This window comes from Johnsonella ignava ATCC 51276 (assembly GCF_000235445.1).
Lineage (GTDB): Bacteria > Bacillota > Clostridia > Lachnospirales > Lachnospiraceae > Johnsonella > Johnsonella ignava.
The window spans coordinates 466,806-490,284 of record NZ_JH378829.1 but is presented as its reverse complement, the minus strand read 5'-3'; the positions used below and the strand labels follow the sequence as shown (position 1 = coordinate 490,284).

Below are 23,479 nucleotides of genomic sequence, written 5' to 3'. Positions count from 1 at the left end.
AATTATGAAAAAAAATATATTCGGTTTTATAGCGGCAGGTTCTATGTCAATGATACTGTTTGGTTGCAGTGCGACAGGGCAAAATGTACAAAGTACGGAAAAAAGTTCTATGGAAGCAATGTCGGAAACAAAAATGGATGGAGAAAAAATGGATAATGGTAAGGATATGGATTTAAGTTCCTCCAAAGCTGAAGATTCCGAAGATGATACGGATATATATGACAATATGGTGGGTTCAGAGTCCGGTGTAGTAAAAGAGATTAATCAAGAAAGCATCTTAATAGAGAAAACTTTGGAAAATGGAGGTCAAAAAGAGGATCTGATTTTAAATACGGGAGCTTCCGATTTTTATATAATTGATGCAAAAACCGGTGAGATAGACCATGGTCTTAAGGTAAAAGATGAGATTTTTGCATGGGTCGGCAGTGAATATTCACTGAGTCTTCCGCCGCAGGTAAATGCTCATGTGGTTTTAACAAATGTAGCTAATGCGGATATTCCGCAATATACAGACGGAATAGATAAAGTAAAAGATATGGGAGATCAGGTAATACTTAAGGATACCGAAAGAGGGCTTGAATGGTTATTTGATAATTCATCCAGCGTTACTGAGATCTCCACAGGAAATGAGATTGGTTTTGACAACATAAAAAAAGGCGATAAATGTCTTATATGGTCAGAGCCTGTAAAACTTTCAGAAAATAAAAATGACACTGTAAAAGTTACAAAGATGATTGTTCTTAAGTAATATAGAAATATGATATAACAAGTATATTAAAGCAAAGATAATATAGCAATTTCACAAAATCGTAAAATAAAAAATTACAATTTTAAAACCCGTTAAAAGGGCTAAAATCTTGAATTTATAAGGTTTTAGTCCTTTTAAATTTAAAATATGGTATTATAATAAAAAAATTATTTAAAGGAAATCGGATGAAAATACTACTTGTAGAAGATGAAAGAGATTTAAATAGAATAATTGTAAAACAGCTAACTTCACTAAGTTATAATGTGGATGCGTGTTTTGACGGCATGGAGGCTATGGATTTAGTTGAGGAAAATGACTATGATATTGCTATACTTGACATAATGCTTCCTAAGGCTGACGGCTATAAAATATTACAGCATATCAGAAAGGCGAATAAAGATATGCCTGTACTTTTTTTAACTGCGAAGGATGCTGTTGAGGACAGAGTAAAGGGGCTTGATATGGGAGCAAATGATTATCTTATAAAGCCTTTTGCATTTGATGAATTGGCGGCAAGAATCAGAGCACTTACAAGAACGTCTTTCCACAGTGATGCCAATGTATTAAAAGTCGGAGATTTAACCCTTGATTTATCCGCCAGACAGGTTCAAAGAGCTGAAAATGACATAAATCTTTCTGCAAAGGAGTTTGATTTATTGGAATATTTAATGAGAAATAGCGGTATAATATTAAGCCGAGAAAAAATTGAAAATTATATTTGGAGTTATGACTACGAGGGAGGAACCAATTTAATTGATGTGTATATAAGCTATTTAAGGAAAAAAATTGATGAAGGATATGAAGAAAAAATGATACAAACAGTTAGAGGTGTAGGTTATGTCCTAAGGGCAAAGGTATGAAAAGATTAGGTATAGTTTCAAAATTGACTCTTTGGTATGCACTATCCATGGTAATAATAGTAAGTTTAATGCTGATTTTTTTGATGTATATAGGGAAAAAAATTACAACTGACAGTATACAAAAAAGACTGATGGATACGGTACATACTGTTGCCAAAGAAATTGAATATGAGGATAAAATATCGGATGAGGATGATATCTATATAGTATACGGGAATGGATATATTGAAATAGATGAAGATTCCTTAAAGGGAAAAGACGGGATCTTCATAGCTTTATATGATAAGGAAAGGGGGATGCTCTATGGTGATTTACCTGCCGGATTGCAAAGCGATTTTTCAAAACAGCTTCAACAAATCAGATATAATGGAGTTGATTATTATATATATGATATGATGCTTAATGAGATAGGGCTTGAAAATATATGGATTAGAGGAATTTCAAGACCTATGGAAAGCTTTAGAGATATTTCAAAAATCTCGCTTATGGCTTTATATACCTTTCCGCTTCTTGTGCTTACATCAGTCCTGATGGGATATATTATGGCAAAGGGTGCTCTTCGTCCCATAGAGAATATAAGGGAGACTGCTTTAAATATCGGCAGTGATCTGGATTTAAAAAGGCATATTGATATAGGTGAGGGTGATGATGAATTACATAAGTTAGCCAGGGTATTTAATGATATGTTTGACAGATTACATGAATCGTTTGAAAAGGAGAAAAGATTTGCTTCAGATGCTTCTCATGAACTGAGAACACCAATGGCTGTAATTACCGCACAATGCGATTATTTAAACAGTGTTAAATTACAAAACAGCCCCGACATAGCAGAGTATGTGGAGGGTATTGAGGTTATTCACAGGCAGGCAGGTCGTATGAATAAAATAATAAAAAATCTTTTAGACTTTACCAGACTCGGAAACAATGCTTATAATAAGGAAATAGTTGATTTATCGGCATTGATTATCGGTATTTGTAAGGATCTGAAACTTTTAAACATTAATGATATAAATCTTAGCGAGGATGTGGAGGACAATGTATACATACATGGAAATAGGGACTTACTTTATCGCATGTTTATAAACATAATTAATAATGCCTATGTATATGGTAAAGAAAAGGGAAGCATTAGTGTAAGTCTGTTTACAGATGAAAAGAATATAAAGGTGATTATAAAGGATAACGGTATAGGTATATCAAAGGAGAAACTGGTGCATATTTTTGAGAGATTTTACCGTGCTGACAGTTCACATACCGGAAAAGGTACAGGGTTGGGACTTTCAATGGCTATGGAGATAGCAAAATGGCATGGAGGTAATATAATTGCAGAAAGTGAGGAAGATATAGGTTCAACTTTTGTTGTAATCCTCCCTAAAATAAAGGCTTAAATGTAAAGGATTTACTTTAAATGATAAAAAGAAATATTCATATTTGAAAAAAAGTTTTGTTTCTAATGTTATTTTAATGTTTGTAGATTATTATAATGGCAGGTGCACAGATAAGAGTATTTAAATCAGCTTATGCACCGGCAATAAAACAACTTGAGAAAGGAACTAATCATTTATGAAGAAAATAGTATTAAAAGCAGCGTTATTAGCAGCAACAATATCGTCAACAGGAGTATTTGCATTAACATCATTTGCAGCAAATCCGAAGATAACCCAGGCTCGTGCAAAGGAAATTGCAGTAGCTAAAGCGGGAGTTCAGGTAGGTAATGTAAATTTTAAAAAGGTAAAGCTGGAATATGAGCACGGCAGGTATGAGTACGATATTGAATTCCTGTATAATGGCTATGAGTATGATGTTGAACTTGATGCCAATACAGGTGCTATATTAGAGTATGATGTTGAATATGATGATTAATTAAAAGGGTTATTTAATATTTAGGAACACATAGCTAATATAATATGTCAATAATAATATCTATCGGGTAATATATCCGGATAGAAGTTATTGAAGCTATTGCGATTTTCGCAAAATATTTAGGAGATGTTGTAAGATCATCAAAACGGATGATTTTGCAGCCTCTCCTTTTTAAACTGAAAACAAAGGAAAAACCATGAGAAAAACCGTAGAGGTTATGTAATTACTGATTTTTTGTGCCTTAATAAAGTATTTGGTTTTTGCTATTATTATGCTGATTCTATTTTAAATAAAAAAGCACGAGACGGGACTCGAACCCGCGACCCCGACCTTGGCAAGGTCGTACTCCACCAACTGAGCCACTCGTGCGTAAATGTACGGATATGCAATGACTTAAAAATACCGGATTGAACTTTAAAATTAAGTATTATAAGAAACCATGGCTTAATCAGTGCTTCTCTAAACTCATAAAACCCATACAGCCGTATGGACACAGGTGATATCCGGCAGACATATCCTATATTTTATATTTTAATAAAAAGCAGGTGATGGGAATCGAACCCACGTATTCAGCTTGGAAGGCTGATGTTCTACCATTGAACTACACCTGCAGGCGACAACAGAGATTTTACACGAAAGTATGACTCATGTCAAGATTTTTTTAAAATATAAAAGCACCTTATAACAGGCACTTTTATATTTTAAAGGATTTTGATGATATTTTAATTGAGATCTGATAATTTCTATAAGTTATCTATGCAAAATAATCATGGCTTTTTGGATTGTTACTCAAACAAGGGTGTTGAATAGTATCTATCGCCGCTGTCAGGGAGTATTGCAACTATGGTTTTTCCTTTATTCTCAGGACGTTTTGCAATTTCAAGTGCTGCATATAAGGCTGCACCTGATGATATACCTACAAGCACCCCTTCTTTTTTGGCTATAAGCTTTGCGTATTCAAATGCATTGTCATTACTTACTGTAAAAATCTCGTCATATATATCCGCATCAAGTGTATTTGGCTTAAACCCCGCACCTATTCCCTGAATTTTATGAGGTCCTGTTTTACCTTCGGATAAGAAAGGTGAATCAACAGGTTCTACAGCTATTGCTTTTAATTCAGGCTTCATTTTTTTAAGATATCTGCCGGTGCCTGTTATAGTGCCTCCTGTTCCTATACCTGATATTATAATATCCACTTTACCGTCAGTATCCTTCCATATCTCAGGTCCTGTTGTTTCTTCATGAACCTTGGGATTTGCAGGGTTGTCAAATTGAGCAGGGATAAAGCTTTCCGGGATTGTAGCTGCAATTTCTTCAGCTTTTGCAATAGCACCTTTCATTCCCTTTGAACCTTCGGTAAGAACTATCTCGGCACCGTAGGCTTTAAGTATATTTCTTCTTTCAATGCTCATAGTGTCAGGCATTGTGAGTATAACTCTATAACCCTTTGACGCACCTATTGCGGCTAACCCTATACCTGTATTTCCTGAAGTTGGCTCAATTATTACCGAACCGGACTTTAATCTGCCGTTTTTTTCAGCATCTTCAATCATAGCTTTTGCTATACGATCCTTAATACTTCCTGCCGGATTTAGATATTCAAGCTTTACAAGTATTTTTGCCTCAATGTGCTCTTCTTTTTCAATATTAACCACTTCGAGAAGCGGGGTATTTCCTATAATTTGTGAACTGTTTTTATATAACATAAACTTACCTCCTTAAAATATAAACCTGTAAACTACTAGGTTTTATAGGTTTATATTACTTTATTCACTATAATTTGTCAAGACATAAGTTGCCTATGTAAATAGTATCTGTATATACTGTTTGTAAAGCAAGATTATTCAGAGCTTAAGCTTCCTGTGCGGCTTCAGCCGGAGAAGGTAGAAAAAAGGGGCTGTCTATTTAATGACAGCCCCTTTAAAAAATATAGCATTTTAGGGTTATTTGTTGCTATGACTCTCCAATTATATTTGATGTCCTACCATCAATAGTAATAGCCTGGTGATTGTTAATAGGACATATCTTCAAATCCGGAAATTCTTTTAAAATAGTAGCGGTAATCTTTTTGAATGGTGCAGTAAGATAATGTGGCAAGACATAAAAATCAATTAAGTTAAGCCCATCATCATCGCTTTGTGAATATCCCTCCGGCTTTTCGTCCATTTTTTCAATATAAGAAATATCAGGTGCACATATAATTGCTCCGGCTGACTCACCAATCATAAGTTTTCCTTTTTCAAGTTCTTCCTTTAACAATTTATCAACGCCGGTTCTGCGCAATTGGTCAATTAAGAAAAATGAATTTCCACCAGTAAAATAAATAATATTTGTATCTTCAAAAGTTGATTTTATCGTTGAAAAATCTTCCTTTGAAATATCAATCTCTGTAACAATCGCTCCCATTTTTTTAAATAGTTTTCTTGCAGAGCCTACATATCCGGTATAACCTTCATTAATAGAAGCCGTTGGTATAAAAACTACTTTTTTCATTTTAATTTCTTCTTTGATTAAATTGCCAACGCTTGAAAAATGTGAACACAAAAATAACTTCATACAGATATACTCCTTAATTTCAAATTTTAATTATTACTTATATTTATTATCAAAAGATAATAATACATCATTAGGCGTACAGTCAAGTGCTTTCCCATGCCAGACATAAGTTATCTATGTGAATATAAATTTTTAGTTTAATAGATATATATGGTATTTAAAATATTCTGTATATTGCATAAGAGTCATGTAATTAAAAGATTAAAGCATAGTTCAAAATAAAAAGTCAAAAAATGCAAATTATTTACAAATTGACCTTTTTTTGCTATACTAAAGCACGCTTTATGAAAGCTTGCTTAAAACTATAATAAAACAGGAGGTCAACATGAGCTTTAAGCTTAGATTAAGGACTGCGGCAGTGATGGCAGTAATATCAGCTTTTATGTTCAGTATATTTCAAGGAAATATGAATGTAAATGCGGATACAGGGACAGTTACAGAGAATATGGGAAATAAAGGAGCAGATAATTTACAGGAGATGAAAAAAACATATACCGATGATTCTGATTATGTACTGAAAAAAGATATTATAATCTTATTTAAGAGATTATCAGGGCAGCTGGGCGGTGATATGTATGATATAGGAAATTATGCAGGTGCTGATGATAAGTTTATAAATGAGGCGGTTTTGGATCTTAAAAGGTCCGGAGTGATTGACAGTGTGCCGGATACACAGAAAAGTCTATCCTATACGGCTGATGAAACACAGAAAAATGCAGTCGATAAAAATTATGAGGTTTTATTTGAAGATTTAAATGAGCCCTTAAAAAAAGGCGAGTTTTATTATATATTTGCAAAATATATAGGGCTTGAACCTGTAAATCAGGCTACCGGATTTAATGATGATGTTTCAATTAATGGATATATAAAGCCTTATATAAAAGCTTTTGAAGCAGCAGGTATAATTGAATCAAAGGATAAAAATTTTAATAATGATGAAGTAATTAAAAAAGGTGAATTAAGGTCCGTACTAAGAGATGCGATTGCAGGCGTTATAAATGCCGATAGTTCTAAAAACACGGATAATGTAAAGGCAGACGGTTTATTAAAAGGATTTTTAATAATAAACTCAAAGGATATATCCGTAAAAAATCTGAGGAAAAATGTAAGAGTGCTTGTAAATAAAGATGCCGGAAACGGAAAGCTCACATTTATCGATTCGGAGATTTCGCAGCTTTATATTGCATCAGGAGTTGAAAATCTTGAAGTAAGACTATCAAATTCAAAGCTTGAATCTGCAAAAAGCATGGGCAAAAATATAAAATATTCTGATTTGGGTGCGGATGGGAGTTTAACACCGTTACCTGATCCGGGAGAATATAAACCCTCTGAAATTAAAGATAATACTACTAAAAATAAACCGTCAACAAAGTTTGTTACAAAAAATTCACAAAAACCGGCTTCAGGTTCAGGCTCAAATTCAAGTTCGGGATCGGGTTCAAACTCAAAACCCGGTTCAAACGGAAAAAATCCTGATACGCCGGAAAATGGTAATAATGGTAATAAGAATAACAAGGGCAATAATCAGGCGGGTCAGGGTGTACCGCAGCCGCATAATCCGGGTACGGATGGAAATATTACTCCACAGCCGCCTTTAAATCCTCAAGACCCCAAGAATCCTCATAATCCGAAAAATCCGCAAGAACCTAAAAAACCGGATACGGGAGCGGATAAGGGCAAGGATAATGATAAGGATAAAATTGATGAGGACTTAAAGGATGCTGTAAGAGATTTTGTAATAATGAACGATAAGCTTTATGCAGATACAGCTTTAAGGTATAAGCAGGGAGAATCGGTGCAGCTTCCCGGTACTGCCCTTATAGGTTTAAAAAACACAGGCGAAAATAACGGCAGCCTTTTTGAGATAAAGTGGCTTGGAAAAAGTCTTAATGATATTAACAATTCAAAAAAAGGCGAATATGAAGTGGCAGCCTGTACAGAGCAGGAACTTATTATAAATGATAAAAACTATGGCAAGGTAAAATTTATAGTGAAAGTAATTATAGAATAAAATAATCTATAGTGAAATGATTTATAGTGAAATGATTTATAAAACAAGATAATTATAAAATAAAATAATTATAAAACAAAACAAAGCGGATTATATTTTTAAAATGCGGGTGATATATAATGATATAAAATATAAAGCACTATATTAAAATATAAAGAGGTTTATTTAAATAATATGGATAATATATATAGCTCTTATATATGTGAGAAAAATAAAAAACATACGGAAAATAATGAAATAAATACTGAGGAAAATATTGTAAATCCCACAGCAAATCCAAATAAAAAAACAAGGCTTAATTATAATGTAGTATATAGAACATTTAAATTAGATAATAAAAAAATAGCGTATTTATTATCAGCTACATTGCTGTTTTCATCATTTACGGCACCAAAAATTTATGCACAGGAATTAAAAAATGAAATCGGACATACATCACAGGAAATAAAAAACGAAATCGGATATACATCACAGGGCATGAAAAATGTAATCGACCATACATCACATGGCATAGATGATGAAGCTGAATATAAGTATAATATAAAAAATGAAACTGAATCCGGGCAGAGTCAAGAAGCCGGAGGGTTATATTCACAGAATATAAAAGATAAAAGTGAATATACTGATGATGTAAAATCTGCAACAACACAGGAAAAAAATATCAGGCTTATAGTTGAACTTGAAAAGGATTCTATTATAGAGGAGGCAATAAACCGTGATATCGAATATTCACAGCTTGGAGAAGCGTTTATAGATGATAAAAAAGAAGAACTGAAAATAGATCAGGATCTTCTTTTATCCGAGATAAAAGATAGCGGGATAGAAGCGGATACCTCACAGAGCAGACATTATGATACCATATTTAACGGATTTACAATTGATATAAGCTCTGAAAAATCGGGTGAAATTCAAAAAATTGAAAATCTTCCCGGAGTTAAAAATGTTTATGTATCACAGGAATTTCAAAGACCGCATTTGAAATCTTCAAATAAAATAATAGGTTCATCCTATGCGTGGAATACACTGGGTTATAAAGGTGAGGGTACTGTAATTGCCGTTATAGATTCAGGCATAGACTATACACATAAGGCATTTAGGCTTGATGATCCGCAAAAAGCTGCATATTCAAAGGAGAGTATAGAGACGGCTATAAGGCAGAACAGGCTTAAGGGTTCGTATTATTCAGATAAAATACCTTATGGATATAATTATTATGATTATAATAAAAATCTTTTTGACAGCTACGGAATTATGCATGGAATGCATGTATCAGGTATAGCGGGGGCAAATGATAAAGAAGAAAATATATATGGTGTAGCACCTAATGCACAGATACTTGCCCTTAAGGTATTTTCAGATGACATTAAATACCCCTCCACGTTTACAGATATATGGCTTAAAGCACTTGATGATGCCATAGCTCTTAAGGCGGATGTGGTAAATTTAAGTCTTGGTTCTGCTGCAGGTTTTTCTATCGAAGGCAGGGATTATCCGGAGAGTGAGGTTATAAATAAGGCAAGAAAGGCAGGGATAGTGATTTCAATATCAGCCGGCAATGATGGAACAATCACTGCGGGAAATCCTTATAATATAAAACCGCTTAAACAAAATTATGATACGGCGGTAGTTGCAAGTCCTGCACTTGATGAGGCTTCAATAGCGGTTGCTTCAATGGAAAACAGCAAAAAGCAATTAAATATAATTAAGTTTAAAGATGAATATCAGGCACATTTAAGCGAGACGGTCGATTTGCACAAAGGAGAAAATGCACCTGAAATTATAAGTAAAAATATATATGATCTTAAAAATTTTACAGATGCACAGTTGGATCCGGATAAAACGGCTGATAATATAAAAGGTAAATTTGCTATGCTTGAACTTGATAGAAACCTTGACAGTTCATTTAGTGATAAATTAAAAAATATAGTAAAATATAATCCGGCAGGTATTATTTTATATAATAATAAAAATACGGGAGAACAGCTGACAGGCGTACCGTCTTTACCTGATGAAGCAAAAAAAATTACTGTTTTAAGGATAAAAAGAAGTACCTATGATAAAATAAAAAAGGCTTACGATAAAAATAACGACCTTAAAATAGATGTATATACAAAAACACAGTCCGTGGAAAATATAAATTCAGGAACTCTTTCAAGTTTTTCATCATGGGGACCGACACCCGATCTTCGTATTAAGCCTGAAATAACGGCTCCGGGAGGAAGTATCTATTCGACAACCGAAGATCAGAAATATAAAAATATGTCAGGTACTTCAATGGCATCACCACAGGTTGCCGGAGCTGCCGCCATAGTTAAGCAGTATATTAAGCAGAATAATATAGCGACAAATGATGAATACGGCAGCAGTGAATTTGTAAAGCTTCTCCTTATGAATACCGCCGTACCGTTAAAGGAGTATGATTTGGTAGATGATGTACCTTATTTTGTAAGGCAGCAGGGTAGCGGTGTATTAAATATTGAAAATGCTTTAAAGACAAAGGTTGTTGTGAGAGTAAGGGGGACAAATGATGATAATGCCGACGGAAAGCTTGAACTTAGGGAAATTCACAGCAAGCAGTTCAGTGCAAGACTTACACTTGAAAACTTTGGCGATGCAGCAAAAACCTATACTATATCTTCAGAAGCGTTGTATGAACCTGTAGAAGATGGATACAGGACACAAACTTCCGCCCTTATCAAGTCTAAACAATCACAGGTGCGCAAAAAAATTACGGTAGATGCACATTCAACACTTGATGAGGAATTTGTTATGGATTATTCGGATGCACAGGAGCTTGAAGAAAATAATTTTATAGAGGGTTTTATAACGCTTGAAGATAGTGACGGTATTTCAAACCTCAGTATTCCGTTTTTAGGATTTTACGGAGACTGGGCACAGCAGAAAGCAATAGATGCTTTTCAGCTTCCTGAAAAGGGTCAGGATAAAAGGCAGGTACAGTTTAATGTGGGTCAAAAAGCTGACACACCCTCATCCATGTTCGGGACTAAGATGATGCTTAAACTTCCGGTGTACAAGGGTATACTTTATTTTTCACCGGGCAGTGTATATTATCCTGAAGCCGGAGTAAGGATTGCACCTTTAAGAAATATGGAAGATATAGAATATTCAATCATTAACGAAGATACTAATGAAACATTAAGAGTGCTCGGAATGTCAAAGTCAGTCAGAAAATTGAACAGGCTGAATGTAAACAGCAGTTTTATAAAGATGCCTGATTCATACTGGGATGGGAAGATAAACGGAATGCCTGCATCAGATGATATAAACTATATATACCAGATAAAGGCAAAACTTAACAATAACGGAATAGGCGGCGACGGTGAGCAGATCTATCGTTATCCGATAAGGATAGATACCTCAAAACCCGTTGTGAACAATATAAATATAACCGGAACCCAAGGTAATACCGAGGGTATGAAAGATGTAAGTTTTAAAGTTTATGATAAAGGCATAGGAATTGAAAAGATATATCTTCAGTCGGTAAGATATTTAAAAGGTGATAACGGGCAGCTTATGCCAAGGTATGGCAGAGCATTTGCGATAATATTTACCGATGAGCCTGTAAAAGATAATAAACAGCTTATAAAGGTTGAGGATGGAAAACTTTTTATACCTGAAAGTCAGGTACCCGATTCTCCGGATAAAAGAGGTGAGATATATGTTTATTCAAATAACTTCAGAAACAGTGAGATAGAGATACATTGCCCGTATTTTGTAGACAGTGCAAAACTTTTAATTTCGGCACAGGATTATCTGTCAAATGAAAACGGCATTATAACGGATACAGGTGCCGTAAAGGAATATAATATACTTCGTTTTGTAAATTTCTTTGATTATATAGAAAATTACAAAGCAAATGTATATATAAACGGAAATCATCTTGTGGACAGAGATACCTATACTACTAATGAGGAAAAGGCGGTTATAAAAATTGTACTTCCGGATAATAAATCACATTTAAGCAGGCTTTCATTAAAGAGCAATAATGTAATGTATGATATTATAAAAGATGACAGGCCCGATATGAAAAATATAAAGAAATACAAGTTCAGATATAACAGTGATGATAATTCGGTAGAGTTTACAATTGAGCAGATGGATGCCGGCTATGATATAGCTACCGCTTTTAAAAGCGGCAGTATGCCTGATTTAAAGGAAACGGGAAATGAGGATGAATCGGGGAAAGATAATGGAGAAAATAAAAATAATAATCCTGAAAACAGGCAGGAAAATGGAGCTGAAAAACCTCCTGCGACCCCGTCAAATGCCGGAAATAAGAATCATTCGGGATATACTAAAGACGCAGGTGCAAAAAACAATAAAAACAGCTATGCCACACCAAGCGATGCCTCAAAGGATGAAAAAGAAGATTTATTAATAATAGAAGCCGATGAGTCAGATATAAAAAATGATATAAACAATACAAAAAAGGGATATCCGGCAGTATTTTTAAATACACCCGGGCTCTTAGATATATTAAACGCATCAGGTGTAAGAGAGGGAAAGCTTAAGGTTGCAGGTTTTATAGGTTATATAAATGAGGATGATGTAATTGAAGATGTAAATATAAAGCTTGTTGACAATGACGGAAATACTATAGGTGATATTATAAATATAAAAGGCTCTGATTTATACAGGAAAAAAATCAATTTGAGAAGTTCGGGGAAAACGCTGTATGACGGCTACGGCTATCCGTTTGAAACTGAAATTAATGTGGAGGATTTTAATGTAGATATAAGGGTTGAGGTGATTACGGCAGGCAAAAAGACGGCATCAATAGTAAGGCGACTTTTTTATGACAGATTAAATCCCCTTGTAGATTATCAGGTATATGACAGAGAACTGAGTTCTGAAAATGTCAGAATTAAGATAAGAGCAAGAGACAATTCGATTAAGCTGAGACTTTATAGAGGAGATTCACTTATAGGTATGGATGATAAAACCGGGCTTTCATACAGGAAAGCGGCTGACGGGGTTACAACCGAGATTATAAGAGATATAAAAGTGCCTTTAAATAAAGGGCAAAACAGTATAAGTATAAGTTCGGTTGATATTGCAGGTAATAAGACTCAAAAGACTATATATATTTACAGGTCAAATTAGACAAAATTTGTCTTTTTATGATATACTACTTAGTGGCAGCCAAGTCTAAAAAGCCAGATTTAAATTTAAAATTCGGAGGTCCTAATTATATGGAAGAAAAGGGTATAAAAAAAGACAGTCAGGTTGAGGAAAACTATATTAAAAAAGACAGCCGGATTGACGAAAATTCAGATGGAGGCACTACTAAAAAAGAGACAATATCTAAAAACTTTATAGAGCTTGAGATAGATAAGGATCTTAAGGAGGGCAGGTATACAAAAGTACAGACCAGATTTCCACCTGAGCCGAACGGATATCTGCATATAGGTCATGCCAAGGCTATTATACTGAGCTATATGATGGCACAGAAATATGGAGGGAAATTTAATCTCAGATTTGATGATACAAATCCTTCAAAAGAAAAAGAGGAATTTGTAGAGTCAATTAAGGAAGATGTAAAATGGCTTGGGGCGGACTATGAAGACAGGCTGTTTTTTGCCTCGGATTACTTTGATGAGATGATAGAAAAGGCACAGCTCCTTATAAAAAAAGGTAAAGCTTTTGTATGTGATCTAAGTGCGGAGCAGATAAAACAATACAGGGGGGATTTTACCACTCCCGGGAAAGAAAGCCCTTATAGGAACAGGAGTATTGAGGAGAATTTAAGACTGTTTAATGATATGAAAGAGGGCAGATGTGCAGAGGGAAGCAGGGTACTCAGGGCAAAAATTGATATGAAAAGCCCGAATATAAACATGAGAGATCCTGTGATTTACAGAGTCGCATATAAAAGCCATCATAATACCGGTGATAAATACTGTATTTATCCAATGTACGATTTTGCACATCCGCTTGAGGATGCAATAGAGGGTATAACCCACAGCCTCTGTACTCTTGAATTTGAGGATCACAGACCCCTTTATGACTGGTTTGTAAATGAATGTGAATATAAAAGTCCTCCACGTCAGATAGAATTTGCAAAGCTTTATCTGACTAATGTAATAACTGGAAAAAGATATATAAAAAAGCTGGTTGAGGACGGTGTGGTTGACGGCTGGGATGACCCCAGGCTTGTTTCTATTGCCGCACTCAGAAGACGAGGCTATACACCTGAGTCGATAAAAAGATTTATTGAGCTGTCAGGGGTTTCAAAGGCAAACTCATCGTCCGACTATGCTATGCTTGAATACTGCATAAGAGAGGATCTTAAACTGAAAAGACCACGTATGATGGCAGTGCTTGACCCTATAAAACTTATAATAGACAATTATCCTGAGGGAAAAAGTGAAATGCTTGAAATCCCGAATAATCTTGAGAACCCGGAGCTTGGAAGCAGACAGGTTGAATTTTCGGGGGAACTTTTGATTGAAAGAGATGATTTTATGGAAAATCCGCCTAAAAAGTATTTCAGACTGTTTTTAGGAAATGAGGTCAGGCTTATGGGAGCTTATTTTGTAAAATGTACAGGCTTTGAAAAAGATGATGACGGAAATGTAACTGTGGTTCATGCACAATACGATCCTGAAACAAAGAGCGGAAGCGGTTTTGAAGGAAGAAAAGTAAAAGGAACCATACACTGGGTAAATAAATCAACTGCTGTAAATGTAGAATGCAGACTTTATGAGAATATTATAAATGAAAACAGTGAGGATCAAAATTCACAGGAGGATGGAAGCCTTAATTTAAATCCTAACTCTCTTAAAACAATAAAGGGTGCATATGTTGAACCTTTGCTTAAGGAGGCCAGTCCGTATGAGAGTTTTCAGTTTGTAAGAAACGGATTTTTCTGTGTGGATTCAAAGGATTCACATGCACATAATCCTGTATTTAACAGGATAGTCGGTCTTAAAAGCTCATTTAAACTTGAGAATAAATAAAACAGGAACAAAATACAAAAATGCTTAAAGCTTATTTGAAAAATAAAAGATATATAAGAGCATTAATTATATATGGAACTTATAATACCACTTAAAAGCAGTAAAAAACCTATTTATGAGCAAATATATGAGTATATTAAAAATGAGATAAAGAGCGGAAATCTCCGCACTTGTGAAAAACTTCCGTCAACCAGAAAACTGTCGTCCGATCTTAAAATAAGCCGTTCTACAGTACAACTTGCCTATGCCCAGCTTGAAGCCGAAGGCTATGTGGAGGCCTGTGCTTCAAGGGGCTATTTTATATCAAAGATTGAGGAACTTTATAACCTTGAGCAGTCTGAGAGCTTAAAAGGAAATGAAAATTACGAAAAAGTTCATACAATTTTTAAAGAAAAGACTTTTTCTTATAATAATATTATAGGCGGCAAAGATAAAGAAAGCACTAAAAAAAATATAATTGATTTTTCACCAAGAGGTATTGATTTTTCCGCATTTCCATATACCGTATGGAGGAAGCTTTCAAGGGATACATTTGCAGACGACAATACAAGTATGTTTTCATCAGGGGACCATAAGGGCGAGTTGGCACTCAGAGAAGCGATAGCAAGCTATCTGCACCATGCAAGAGCTGTGGAAGCAAGTGCGGACAGGGTTATAATAGGTGCCGGAAATGAGTACCTTATGCTTGTACTTGGAATTATATTGGGTAAACGCCGTATAGCAATTGAAAATCCTACATATAAACAGGCATACCGTGTTCTTAAGAGTATGGGATGGGATATAAGTGCTATAAGTATGGATGAGTCGGGAGTAAAAACTTCGGACTTAAAAAAAAGCTGTGCGGATATAGTATATACCATGCCGTCTCACCAGTACCCTACCGGTATAGTAATGTCGGCTTCAAGGCGAAGTGAAATTATAAACTGGGCTGTTGAAGATAAAAAAAGATATATTATAGAAGATGATTATGACAGTGAATTCCGTTATAAGGGCAGACCCATACCTGCAATGCAGGGAATGGGAGGTGCAGATAATGTAATTTACATAGGAACATTTTCAAAAGCCATAGCACCGGCTATAAGAGTAAGTTTTATGCTTCTTCCTGAGAGGCTTATGGAAGCATATGAGAGGCAGGCTGGATTTTTGTCATGTACGGTTCCAAGACCTTTCCAGAATATACTGTATAATTTTATAGCCGATGGTCATTTTGAGAGGCATCTGAACCGGATGAGAAAGATTTATAAATCAAAGCATGATATATTTATAGATGAGTTAAAACCGTTTTTAGAAAAATTTGATATAATAGGTTCAAATGCAGGTCATCATCTTATACTAAAAAGCAAAACCGGAAAATCGGCACAATATCTGGCTGAGCTTGCCGCTCAAAAGGGAGTAAAGGTTTATCCGATAGATGATTTTTTTATAGATGATTTATATATGAATGATTTTAATTCGGGAGATTTTGATACAGATGATTTTATAAAAAAAAGAATAGATAAAACGGTTATACTCGGTTATGCACCTTTAAGTATAAAGGATATAAGGAAAGGATTGCTACTTCTTAAGGAAGTATGGCTTTAAGAGCAATATTATATAAATAAATACTCTGCCATACACTATACTCATAATTGCATAGGAGAATTTACATGGCAAGAAAAAGCAGGAGAAGCAGGAGAAAAAAGCAGAAGGCATATATTAGAAATAATAATATAAATATTGCCGCTAAACCCGGAAGAAAAAGGAGCAGAAAAAAGGGTGGCGGTGCGGGAAAAAGCAGAGCTTTAAATGCCCGTAAAAAAATAAATGCTCAAATATATGATATGCCCGGGTATAATGGTGATATATATAACGGTATGCCATATGACGGCAATGTATATGACGGGACAATATATGATACAAATCCGTATGATAATACCATATATGACGACATGGCATATAATGATGCACGAGGATATATAGGTGATGAATACGGTATAGATATATATGGCGGCGATGGACGAAAAAGCAAAAAAAGCTATAAAAAAGTCGATATTAAAACAGTTGTTAAAAATTCGGCAGCAGCAGTTTTAGATTTATTTTTTAATTTATTTTCAAATTTAAAGGAAAATCTTGAAGATATGGGAATAAATCCGCTGTATAGTGCAGTAGTACCTTTAGTTGTAATTTTACTTATAGTGTTTGCAAATATAAATAAAAATACAGCCCGTAAAGCTGCACTGAAAAGTACACAGACAGCTGACAATACCGCCGCATCAGATGATTCAAGTGTAGCTGAAACCTTTGCTTTTACAGGAAGTAAAGCCTCTGAAAGTGGAGATAATAAAGCAGACCTTAATTCTTCAAGTGCCGCTTATGAAAACGGTTTGGAATCTTCGGATCCGGTACAGGAAAGTACAAAGTTTCTTGAAGGGATAATCGCTCAGCCTTTAAATGAGGCTGAAGAAAACAAACAAAATACACAGAGTACACAAAGTCTTGAAGATACTATAAGCAGAGATGAATTATTGGCAGCTAAAAGGATTTACAGATTTTTTGAAGAAGGCGACAGAGACGGTGCGGCTTCATTTATAATTGAAAATACACAGACGATTGAGCATCTTTTAAATGATAAGCTTAATAAGGAGCTATATGTATTTGATGGTGATAAGTTTAAAAAGCTTGAAAATGAAAATGCAAGCGGACTGGTTTTAAAAAACAGCAACACTGCATTTTTCGGTGATTTTGAAAACGGTGTTCCAAATGGAAATGCAACCGCTATAAAGGCATATACTGCCGATTCATACAGATATGACTATGCTTTCGGAAATTGGAAGGACGGGCTGCTTGACGGTCAGGGTACTGCAGGTTTTGCCTACCCTAAGCATGATTCTGAAACTACTAATGTAATCAGAGAAGGGAATTTTGTATCAAACCTTATGGAAGGTGATGTAAAATACGTAAATGAACATGCCGATCAAAGCAGGGCTGAGTGGAGTCTGACTGTTGCACAGGGAAAGATAGTTCTTGACGGCAGATGGAAATATGATGAGAAAGACGGGGTGTATCGTCTTATTGCATCGGATAATGCAAATATTTATGAGCTTAAGCCGAGTGAAGTGGAAAATACCACATGGAAAAACAGCCTTAAGCTTAAATAATTTAGTATAGAGTGTGTTTACGAAAGTATTTACAAAACATAAAAATTGTGAGATAATCTAACTACAGTAGTAGATAAATTTTTATCTATAATAAGTTTTTGGTATTTTTCCATATATGAAAAAGCAATTTAAATAAATATAAAATTATGTTAAAACAACAATATTATAAGGAGGAACTGTAATGGCTTACATAATTTCAGAAGATGCAAAGGATTTGTTGGAGGATATTAAAAAATTTTGCGATAAAGAGGTAAGAGAACAGTCGAGGGAATTTGATAAAAGCGGTGAGTGGCCGGCGGAAATTTATAAAAAGGCGGCAGAGCTTGGGTACACTGCACTTGAGGTTCCTGAAAAATATGGCGGTTTAGGTCTTTCAAGGGTTGATATTGCTGCACTTATGGAAGAAATGGCAAAGGCAGATGCGGGATTTGCAGTAACTATCTCAGCAAGCGGACTTGGTATGAAGCCGGTTCTTATTGCAGGAAGTGAAAAGCAGAAAGAAAAGGTGTGCAATATAGTAATGGAAGGAGGCTTTTCAGCATTTGCACTTACAGAGCCGGGAGCGGGCTCTGATGCAGGTTCAGGCAGGACGGTTGCCGTGAAAGATAAAGACGGCTATGTTTTGAACGGCAGGAAATGTTTTATAACCAACGGCGGAGTTGCGGATGTGTACTGTATTACTGCAATGACCGATAAAGAAGCGGGCATAAAGGGCATATCAATGTTTCTTGTTGAAAAGGGAACCCCGGGATTAAGCATCGGCAAGGATGAGGACAAGATGGGAATAAGATGTTCAAACACATGTGATGTTGTACTTGAGGACTGCAGGATACCGGCTGAAAACCTTATAGGTGAGGAAGGAAAAGGATTTAAAATTGCAATGCAGACACTTGATCAGGCTAGAACGTGGATGGGATGTATTGCAACAGGAATTGCTCAGAGAGCTATGGAAGAAGCTATAAATTATGCAAATCAGAGAGTACAGTTTGGGAAACCTATAATCAAAAATCAGGCAATACAGTTTAAAATAGCCGATATGGAGATAAAGGTGGAAACTGCAAGACAGATGACGGTACATTCTCTTACAAAGATGGATATGGGGCTGCCGTTCAGTATGGAATCGGCAATTGCAAAATGCTACGCTTCCGATATAGCTATGGAAGTAGCAAGTGATGCTATACAGATATTTGGAGGTTATGGTTATTCAAGAGAATATCCGGTTGAGAAATTTTTAAGGGATGCTAAAATATTCCAGATATTCGAAGGTACTAATGAAATACAGAGGATAGTTGTAGCTTCAAATATGCTCAACAGCAGAAGATAGTTGCAGCCTTTAAGTAAAGTACAGTATTTTGAGCGTTAACTCATTTAGATATTTGCTATATAATTTGAAATCGGAAAAGTCGCATGAACCGGAAGGTTTGAGCGGCTTTTTTGATGCTTACATTTCTGGGCTGGATATATTTTAAGGTTTATAATTATAATGAAAATAAAGGTGAGTAGTAAATACTATTGAATGTACTTAAATGACAGCACTTCGACAAGATTTATATTGACATGATATAACAAAATATATTAACATATGTTTTATCATGATTTAATTTATAAAAGGAGGCTGCACTATGGCAGGTATTATAGACAAGGTTGGCATACTTACGCAGATGGCTGTGGATAAAGGTCGTGAAGTGGTTGATGTAAACAAGCTTAAGATGGAGATAAAATCTGAAGAAAGGACTATAAAGTCTTATCTTCTGATTATAGGACAATACGTTGCTTTACATGATGTTCTTCGTGATAATGATATAATTGTAGAACAGCTTCAAAAGATAAAGGAGTCGGATCAAAGGATTGACGAACTTAAAGCAAAGCTGGATATAATCCAGAGCCAGAGATAGTCGGAGAAAATTCATAATTCATTAAAGTGCAGATTTGTAATTTATATACTATAAAGCCTGACGGATGTTTTTCGTATATAAGTTCATATTATTTGCTTATAAAAGATTTATAAATGTATAAAAATATCAGGAGGAAATATGTCATATAAAACACTTTCAAAAGAGGAACTTATTAAGCTTGAAGAAAAGTTTGAAAAGCAGTATATAAGTTTTAAGGATAAGAATCTTAAGCTTGATATGAGCAGAGGAAAGCCGGGACCGGATCAGCTCGACCTGTGTATGGGGATGCTTGATGTCTTTAATTCAAAATCAATATTAAATAGTGAAGATGGCTTTGACTGCCGAAATTACGGTTGTTTAGAAGGAATCAGGGAAGCAAGGGAGCTTATGTCGGGCATACTTGATTCATCTCCGGATGAAGTAATAATTTATGGAAATTCAAGCCTTAATATAATGTACGATACCGTATCACGTTCATATACTCATGGCATCTTTGGTATGACACCTTGGAAAGATCTTAAAGAAGTTAAGTTTATATGTATTGTTCCCGGATATGACAGACATTTTTCCATACTCAGGCATTTCGGCATAGGGTATGTAAATGTTCCGATGCTTAAAGACGGTCCTGATATGGATATGATTGAAAAGCTTGTAGCTGAGGATGAAAGTATAAAAGGAATGTGGTGCGTACCCAAATATTCAAATCCTGACGGTACGATATATTCTGACAAAACTGTAAAAAGAATGGCTGCACTGAAGCCCAGGGCGAAAGATTTCAGGATATATTGGGATAACGCCTACGGTGTACATAATTTATACGATGATTATGAAGAACTTACCGATATCTTAAGAGAATGCAGTAAGGCGGGAAATCCGGACATGGTGTATAAATTCGCCTCAACATCAAAGATAAGTTTTACAGGAGGGGGATTAGCCGCAATGGCTGCCTCAAAGAAGAATATTGAGGAGATTAAAAAACAGTTATTTTTTCAAACCATAGGTCATGACAAGATGAATCAGCTTAGGCATACAAGATTTTTTAAGGATATAGAGGGTATCCGTGCCCATATGAAAAAACATGCTTTGATTTTAAGACCTAAATTTGAGATGGTTACCGCTACATTTGAAAAAGAGCTTTCAGGTACAGATACGGCAAGCTGGACAAAGCCTAGAGGCGGATATTTTATATCACTTAATACTATGGAGGGATGTGCAAAGGAAGTTGTCGCATACTGTAAAGATGCCGGAGTTGTATTGACACCTGCAGGAGCAACATTTCCTGACGGCATTGATCCTGAAGACTCAAATATAAGGATAGCTCCTTCATATCCGGGTATTGATGAACTTAAGGCTGCATCGGAGCTTTTATGTCTGTGTATAAAGCTTGTGAGTGTAAGGAAACTGATTAAAAACTGTAAATAAATACTGTAAATAAATACTGTAAATAAATACTGAATAGTATAAATACCGGGTGAATTTCATAATATATCAGGCTGTATTAAAGCTTTGTATAATATATTTTATGAGATTTTTCCGGTTTTATTTATAATAAATAATCCCCATATTCCCTCCAAACCCTTAATTAAAGGGCTTTGCCACAAGTTTTTACCCTGAAAATACTACTTTTTTACTACTTTAATCAGAGCCTTGATATACAGATATAAAAGCTTTTGTGGAAAACTAAAAAATTTAATAGGTATCAACCAAAAGAGATTTCAGCTAACAAACTGTCATCTCTTTTTTTATTACTACCATCATTATAAAGAAATTTAAGGAGATGTAAATATAGAAAATAAAACAATAACACTTGGAAGTCTTTTTGACGGAATAGGGATATTTCCTCTTGCCGCCTCACACTTCGGGATAGAGCCTGTATGTGCAAGTGAGATAGATAAAAATGCCATAGCCGTTACAAAAAGACACTTTCCAAAGATGAAGCATTTAGGGGATATAAAAAAGATAGATGTAAGAAAAACGGAGCCCGTGGATATTATAGCTTTCGGTTCCCCCTGTCAAAACCTCTCACTTATAGGCGACAGGATGATGAGGACACAAAGATGATACAGGTATTTCAGTATGAGCTGATGTTGGTTAAGGAGAATAACTGGGTGGTGGTTAAAAATTTATAGATAAAATCTAATATATTATTATTACTCATGGATTAGTCAGACTAACAAAGTTATATTAAATATAAAAATACTAATAGTTATAATCTTAATATTCTATATTTTTACAGCTTAACACAGATATATAACATATGGCAAACAATGCCGTGCGTCTTATAACAGTTTTTATATCATATTGTTTTTATTGACTTTTATAGCATTATAATATATAATGTGTTTGTACCAACAAAAATATTATCAAAAGCAAAAGGAGGGGCTTTTATGGGGAGCGGTTTCTTGGAATACTTAGGCGGAATGAAGAATTTAACGCCCAAAGAATATGATTTTATGAAGAAATTTATATGGACACATTCAGGCGAGATATCAAGCAGTGAGATTTATGAGGAAGCTAAAATGCCGAGAGGAAGCGTAAGCGGAATTTTATTCAGTGTTTCCGAAAAGGGATATTTGGGAAAAAAACAAGCAGGCTGGCATCATATATACACTGTTTTAATATCCGAACTTGAATACGAAAGGGCATTGTTAAGACAGCAGATAAAAAAGGCGACAGGCAAAGGCTCCTTTGAATATCTGATAGCCGCCTTTTACGGAAAAGATACATTGAGCGAGGAGCAGCTTGATAAAATCAACAATTTATTAAAGGACTTTGAAAATGCTTTGGACGACGACAAATGATGTGGGAATAGCAAGCGATTTTCTATTTATACTGTTTGTACCGATAATAGTTACAAACATAGTTATTGTTTTAATGGTGTTTATTAAAGACTATCTTGAAAAGATATTAAGTATGTGCCAACTTAACAAACTGCTTAAGGGTCTTATACTGTATATTTCATTTTCACTCTTGATAATTACAGGATATATTGTCGGCAGATTTTTAATTACTGAAAAACTGAGTATTATAAGCAATGATGTATCCGAATTGTCTTTTGTCAGAGATAAGACCATTGCCAATGCCACCTCTTTTGGTGGAAGTCTTATATTCTTAATTCTGCTTGCAGTCTGGTTTATAGGGATATTTGCTTTAGGAATAAACCAATTAATCAAGGAAAGGGCTTTTTTAAAGAAACTTGACAAATTAAGTGAACTCTTAACTGACGGCACAAGCATTGAAACAAAAAACAGGCTTATTGAAGAAATGGGCATAAAAAAGGATTTTAGAGTGTTTATGAACTCCGTGATACCTTCCCCGTTTATAATAGGGTTTGTTAAGCCGAGGATATTTTTATCAAAAAATAGTCTTTCGGATTTGGAAACGGAGCTTATACTTAAGCATGAGATGACGCACTTAAAAGACCAA

At 35.0% G+C, this 23,479-nt stretch carries 17 protein-coding genes and 2 tRNA genes; 15 read left to right on the top strand and 4 right to left on the bottom strand.

Annotated features, from left to right (window positions below; all coding sequences use genetic code 11):
* Positions 1-4 precede the first annotated feature (4 nt).
* From HMPREF9333_RS02240 to HMPREF9333_RS02225, 4 genes are all read left to right on the top strand, one after another.
* The gene (locus HMPREF9333_RS02240; RefSeq protein WP_005539487.1) at positions 5-748 is read left to right on the top strand and encodes a hypothetical protein; all 744 of its coding nucleotides are present in this window, start codon (positions 5-7) and stop codon (positions 746-748) included.
* Positions 749-933: 185 nt separating this feature from the next.
* Positions 934-1,608, top strand: a complete 675-nt coding sequence (locus HMPREF9333_RS02235) for a response regulator transcription factor (RefSeq protein WP_005539486.1) — start codon at positions 934-936, stop codon at positions 1,606-1,608.
* Positions 1,605-2,996, top strand: coding sequence for a sensor histidine kinase (locus tag HMPREF9333_RS02230; protein WP_005539484.1), 1,392 nt, complete (start codon positions 1,605-1,607; stop codon positions 2,994-2,996). The genes HMPREF9333_RS02235 and HMPREF9333_RS02230 overlap by 4 nt, the downstream gene beginning before the upstream one ends.
* 175 nt (positions 2,997-3,171) lie before the next feature.
* The gene (locus HMPREF9333_RS02225) at positions 3,172-3,471 is read left to right on the top strand and encodes a PepSY domain-containing protein (protein WP_005539480.1); all 300 of its coding nucleotides are present in this window, start codon (positions 3,172-3,174) and stop codon (positions 3,469-3,471) included.
* 296 nt (positions 3,472-3,767) lie between these two features.
* Here the strand turns inward: HMPREF9333_RS02225 and HMPREF9333_RS02220 are convergent.
* From HMPREF9333_RS02220 to HMPREF9333_RS02205, 4 genes are all read right to left on the bottom strand, one after another.
* Positions 3,768-3,840, bottom strand: a tRNA-Gly gene (locus tag HMPREF9333_RS02220).
* Between the two features lie 171 nt (positions 3,841-4,011).
* Positions 4,012-4,082: transfer RNA gene (locus HMPREF9333_RS02215), tRNA-Gly, on the bottom strand.
* Between the two features lie 174 nt (positions 4,083-4,256).
* A complete protein-coding gene (gene cysK / locus HMPREF9333_RS02210) occupies positions 4,257-5,180 on the bottom strand; it encodes a cysteine synthase A (RefSeq protein WP_005539479.1) in 924 nt (307 codons plus the stop codon).
* A 247-nt stretch (positions 5,181-5,427) separates the two neighbouring features.
* Complete coding sequence (locus HMPREF9333_RS02205; protein ID WP_005539477.1) at positions 5,428-6,030, bottom strand: Type 1 glutamine amidotransferase-like domain-containing protein; 603 nt, start codon at positions 6,028-6,030, stop codon at positions 5,428-5,430.
* A 325-nt stretch (positions 6,031-6,355) separates the two neighbouring features.
* On the opposite strand from HMPREF9333_RS02205, the gene HMPREF9333_RS02200 reads away from it, so the two are divergent.
* The 11 genes from HMPREF9333_RS02200 to HMPREF9333_RS02155 all read left to right on the top strand — a co-directional run.
* The gene (locus HMPREF9333_RS02200) at positions 6,356-8,041 is read left to right on the top strand and encodes a hypothetical protein (RefSeq protein WP_005539475.1); all 1,686 of its coding nucleotides are present in this window, start codon (positions 6,356-6,358) and stop codon (positions 8,039-8,041) included.
* A 174-nt stretch (positions 8,042-8,215) separates the two neighbouring features.
* Positions 8,216-13,165: a S8 family serine peptidase gene (locus HMPREF9333_RS02195; RefSeq protein WP_005539473.1), complete on the top strand. Its 4,950-nt coding sequence runs from the start codon at positions 8,216-8,218 to the stop codon at positions 13,163-13,165.
* An 89-nt stretch (positions 13,166-13,254) separates the two neighbouring features.
* The gene (locus tag HMPREF9333_RS02190) at positions 13,255-15,021 is read left to right on the top strand and encodes a glutamine--tRNA ligase/YqeY domain fusion protein (protein ID WP_005539472.1); all 1,767 of its coding nucleotides are present in this window, start codon (positions 13,255-13,257) and stop codon (positions 15,019-15,021) included.
* A 72-nt stretch (positions 15,022-15,093) separates the two neighbouring features.
* The gene (gene pdxR / locus HMPREF9333_RS02185; RefSeq protein WP_005539470.1) at positions 15,094-16,602 is read left to right on the top strand and encodes a MocR-like pyridoxine biosynthesis transcription factor PdxR; all 1,509 of its coding nucleotides are present in this window, start codon (positions 15,094-15,096) and stop codon (positions 16,600-16,602) included.
* A gap of 65 nt (positions 16,603-16,667) precedes the next feature.
* Complete coding sequence (locus tag HMPREF9333_RS02180) at positions 16,668-18,158, top strand: MORN repeat-containing protein (RefSeq protein ID WP_005539468.1); 1,491 nt, start codon at positions 16,668-16,670, stop codon at positions 18,156-18,158.
* A 181-nt stretch (positions 18,159-18,339) separates the two neighbouring features.
* Positions 18,340-19,482, top strand: coding sequence for an acyl-CoA dehydrogenase family protein (locus HMPREF9333_RS02175; protein ID WP_005539466.1), 1,143 nt, complete (start codon positions 18,340-18,342; stop codon positions 19,480-19,482).
* A 298-nt stretch (positions 19,483-19,780) separates the two neighbouring features.
* Positions 19,781-20,053 (top strand): hypothetical protein, encoded by a 273-nt coding sequence (locus tag HMPREF9333_RS02170; RefSeq protein WP_005539463.1) that lies wholly within the window; start codon positions 19,781-19,783, stop codon positions 20,051-20,053.
* Between the two features lie 138 nt (positions 20,054-20,191).
* Positions 20,192-21,475, top strand: coding sequence for an aminotransferase class I/II-fold pyridoxal phosphate-dependent enzyme (locus tag HMPREF9333_RS02165; protein WP_005539461.1), 1,284 nt, complete (start codon positions 20,192-20,194; stop codon positions 21,473-21,475).
* A gap of 363 nt (positions 21,476-21,838) precedes the next feature.
* Positions 21,839-22,114: a DNA cytosine methyltransferase gene (locus HMPREF9333_RS12460; RefSeq protein WP_083816556.1), complete on the top strand. Its 276-nt coding sequence runs from the start codon at positions 21,839-21,841 to the stop codon at positions 22,112-22,114.
* 326 nt (positions 22,115-22,440) lie between these two features.
* The gene (locus tag HMPREF9333_RS02160; protein ID WP_005539456.1) at positions 22,441-22,854 is read left to right on the top strand and encodes a BlaI/MecI/CopY family transcriptional regulator; all 414 of its coding nucleotides are present in this window, start codon (positions 22,441-22,443) and stop codon (positions 22,852-22,854) included.
* A partial coding sequence (locus HMPREF9333_RS02155; RefSeq protein WP_005539455.1) for a M56 family metallopeptidase occupies positions 22,832-23,479 on the top strand: 648 nt, incomplete at its 3' end. The genes HMPREF9333_RS02160 and HMPREF9333_RS02155, both read left to right, overlap by 23 nt.

Coding starts and splice junctions, on each gene's coding strand:
- HMPREF9333_RS02160 (WP_005539456.1), top strand. CDS start 22,441: ATGGGGAGCGGTTTCTTGGAATACTTAGGCGGAATGAAGAATTTAACG.
- cysK (WP_005539479.1), bottom strand. CDS start 5,180: ATGTTATATAAAAACAGTTCACAAATTATAGGAAATACCCCGCTTCTC.
- HMPREF9333_RS02205 (WP_005539477.1), bottom strand. CDS start 6,030: ATGAAGTTATTTTTGTGTTCACATTTTTCAAGCGTTGGCAATTTAATC.
- HMPREF9333_RS02230 (WP_005539484.1), top strand. CDS start 1,605: ATGAAAAGATTAGGTATAGTTTCAAAATTGACTCTTTGGTATGCACTA.
- pdxR (WP_005539470.1), top strand. CDS start 15,094: ATGGAACTTATAATACCACTTAAAAGCAGTAAAAAACCTATTTATGAG.
- HMPREF9333_RS02225 (WP_005539480.1), top strand. CDS start 3,172: ATGAAGAAAATAGTATTAAAAGCAGCGTTATTAGCAGCAACAATATCG.
- HMPREF9333_RS02235 (WP_005539486.1), top strand. CDS start 934: ATGAAAATACTACTTGTAGAAGATGAAAGAGATTTAAATAGAATAATT.
- HMPREF9333_RS02165 (WP_005539461.1), top strand. CDS start 20,192: ATGTCATATAAAACACTTTCAAAAGAGGAACTTATTAAGCTTGAAGAA.
- HMPREF9333_RS02240 (WP_005539487.1), top strand. CDS start 5: ATGAAAAAAAATATATTCGGTTTTATAGCGGCAGGTTCTATGTCAATG.
- HMPREF9333_RS02200 (WP_005539475.1), top strand. CDS start 6,356: ATGAGCTTTAAGCTTAGATTAAGGACTGCGGCAGTGATGGCAGTAATA.
- HMPREF9333_RS02180 (WP_005539468.1), top strand. CDS start 16,668: ATGGCAAGAAAAAGCAGGAGAAGCAGGAGAAAAAAGCAGAAGGCATAT.
- HMPREF9333_RS02175 (WP_005539466.1), top strand. CDS start 18,340: ATGGCTTACATAATTTCAGAAGATGCAAAGGATTTGTTGGAGGATATT.
- HMPREF9333_RS02170 (WP_005539463.1), top strand. CDS start 19,781: ATGGCAGGTATTATAGACAAGGTTGGCATACTTACGCAGATGGCTGTG.
- HMPREF9333_RS02195 (WP_005539473.1), top strand. CDS start 8,216: ATGGATAATATATATAGCTCTTATATATGTGAGAAAAATAAAAAACAT.
- HMPREF9333_RS02190 (WP_005539472.1), top strand. CDS start 13,255: ATGGAAGAAAAGGGTATAAAAAAAGACAGTCAGGTTGAGGAAAACTAT.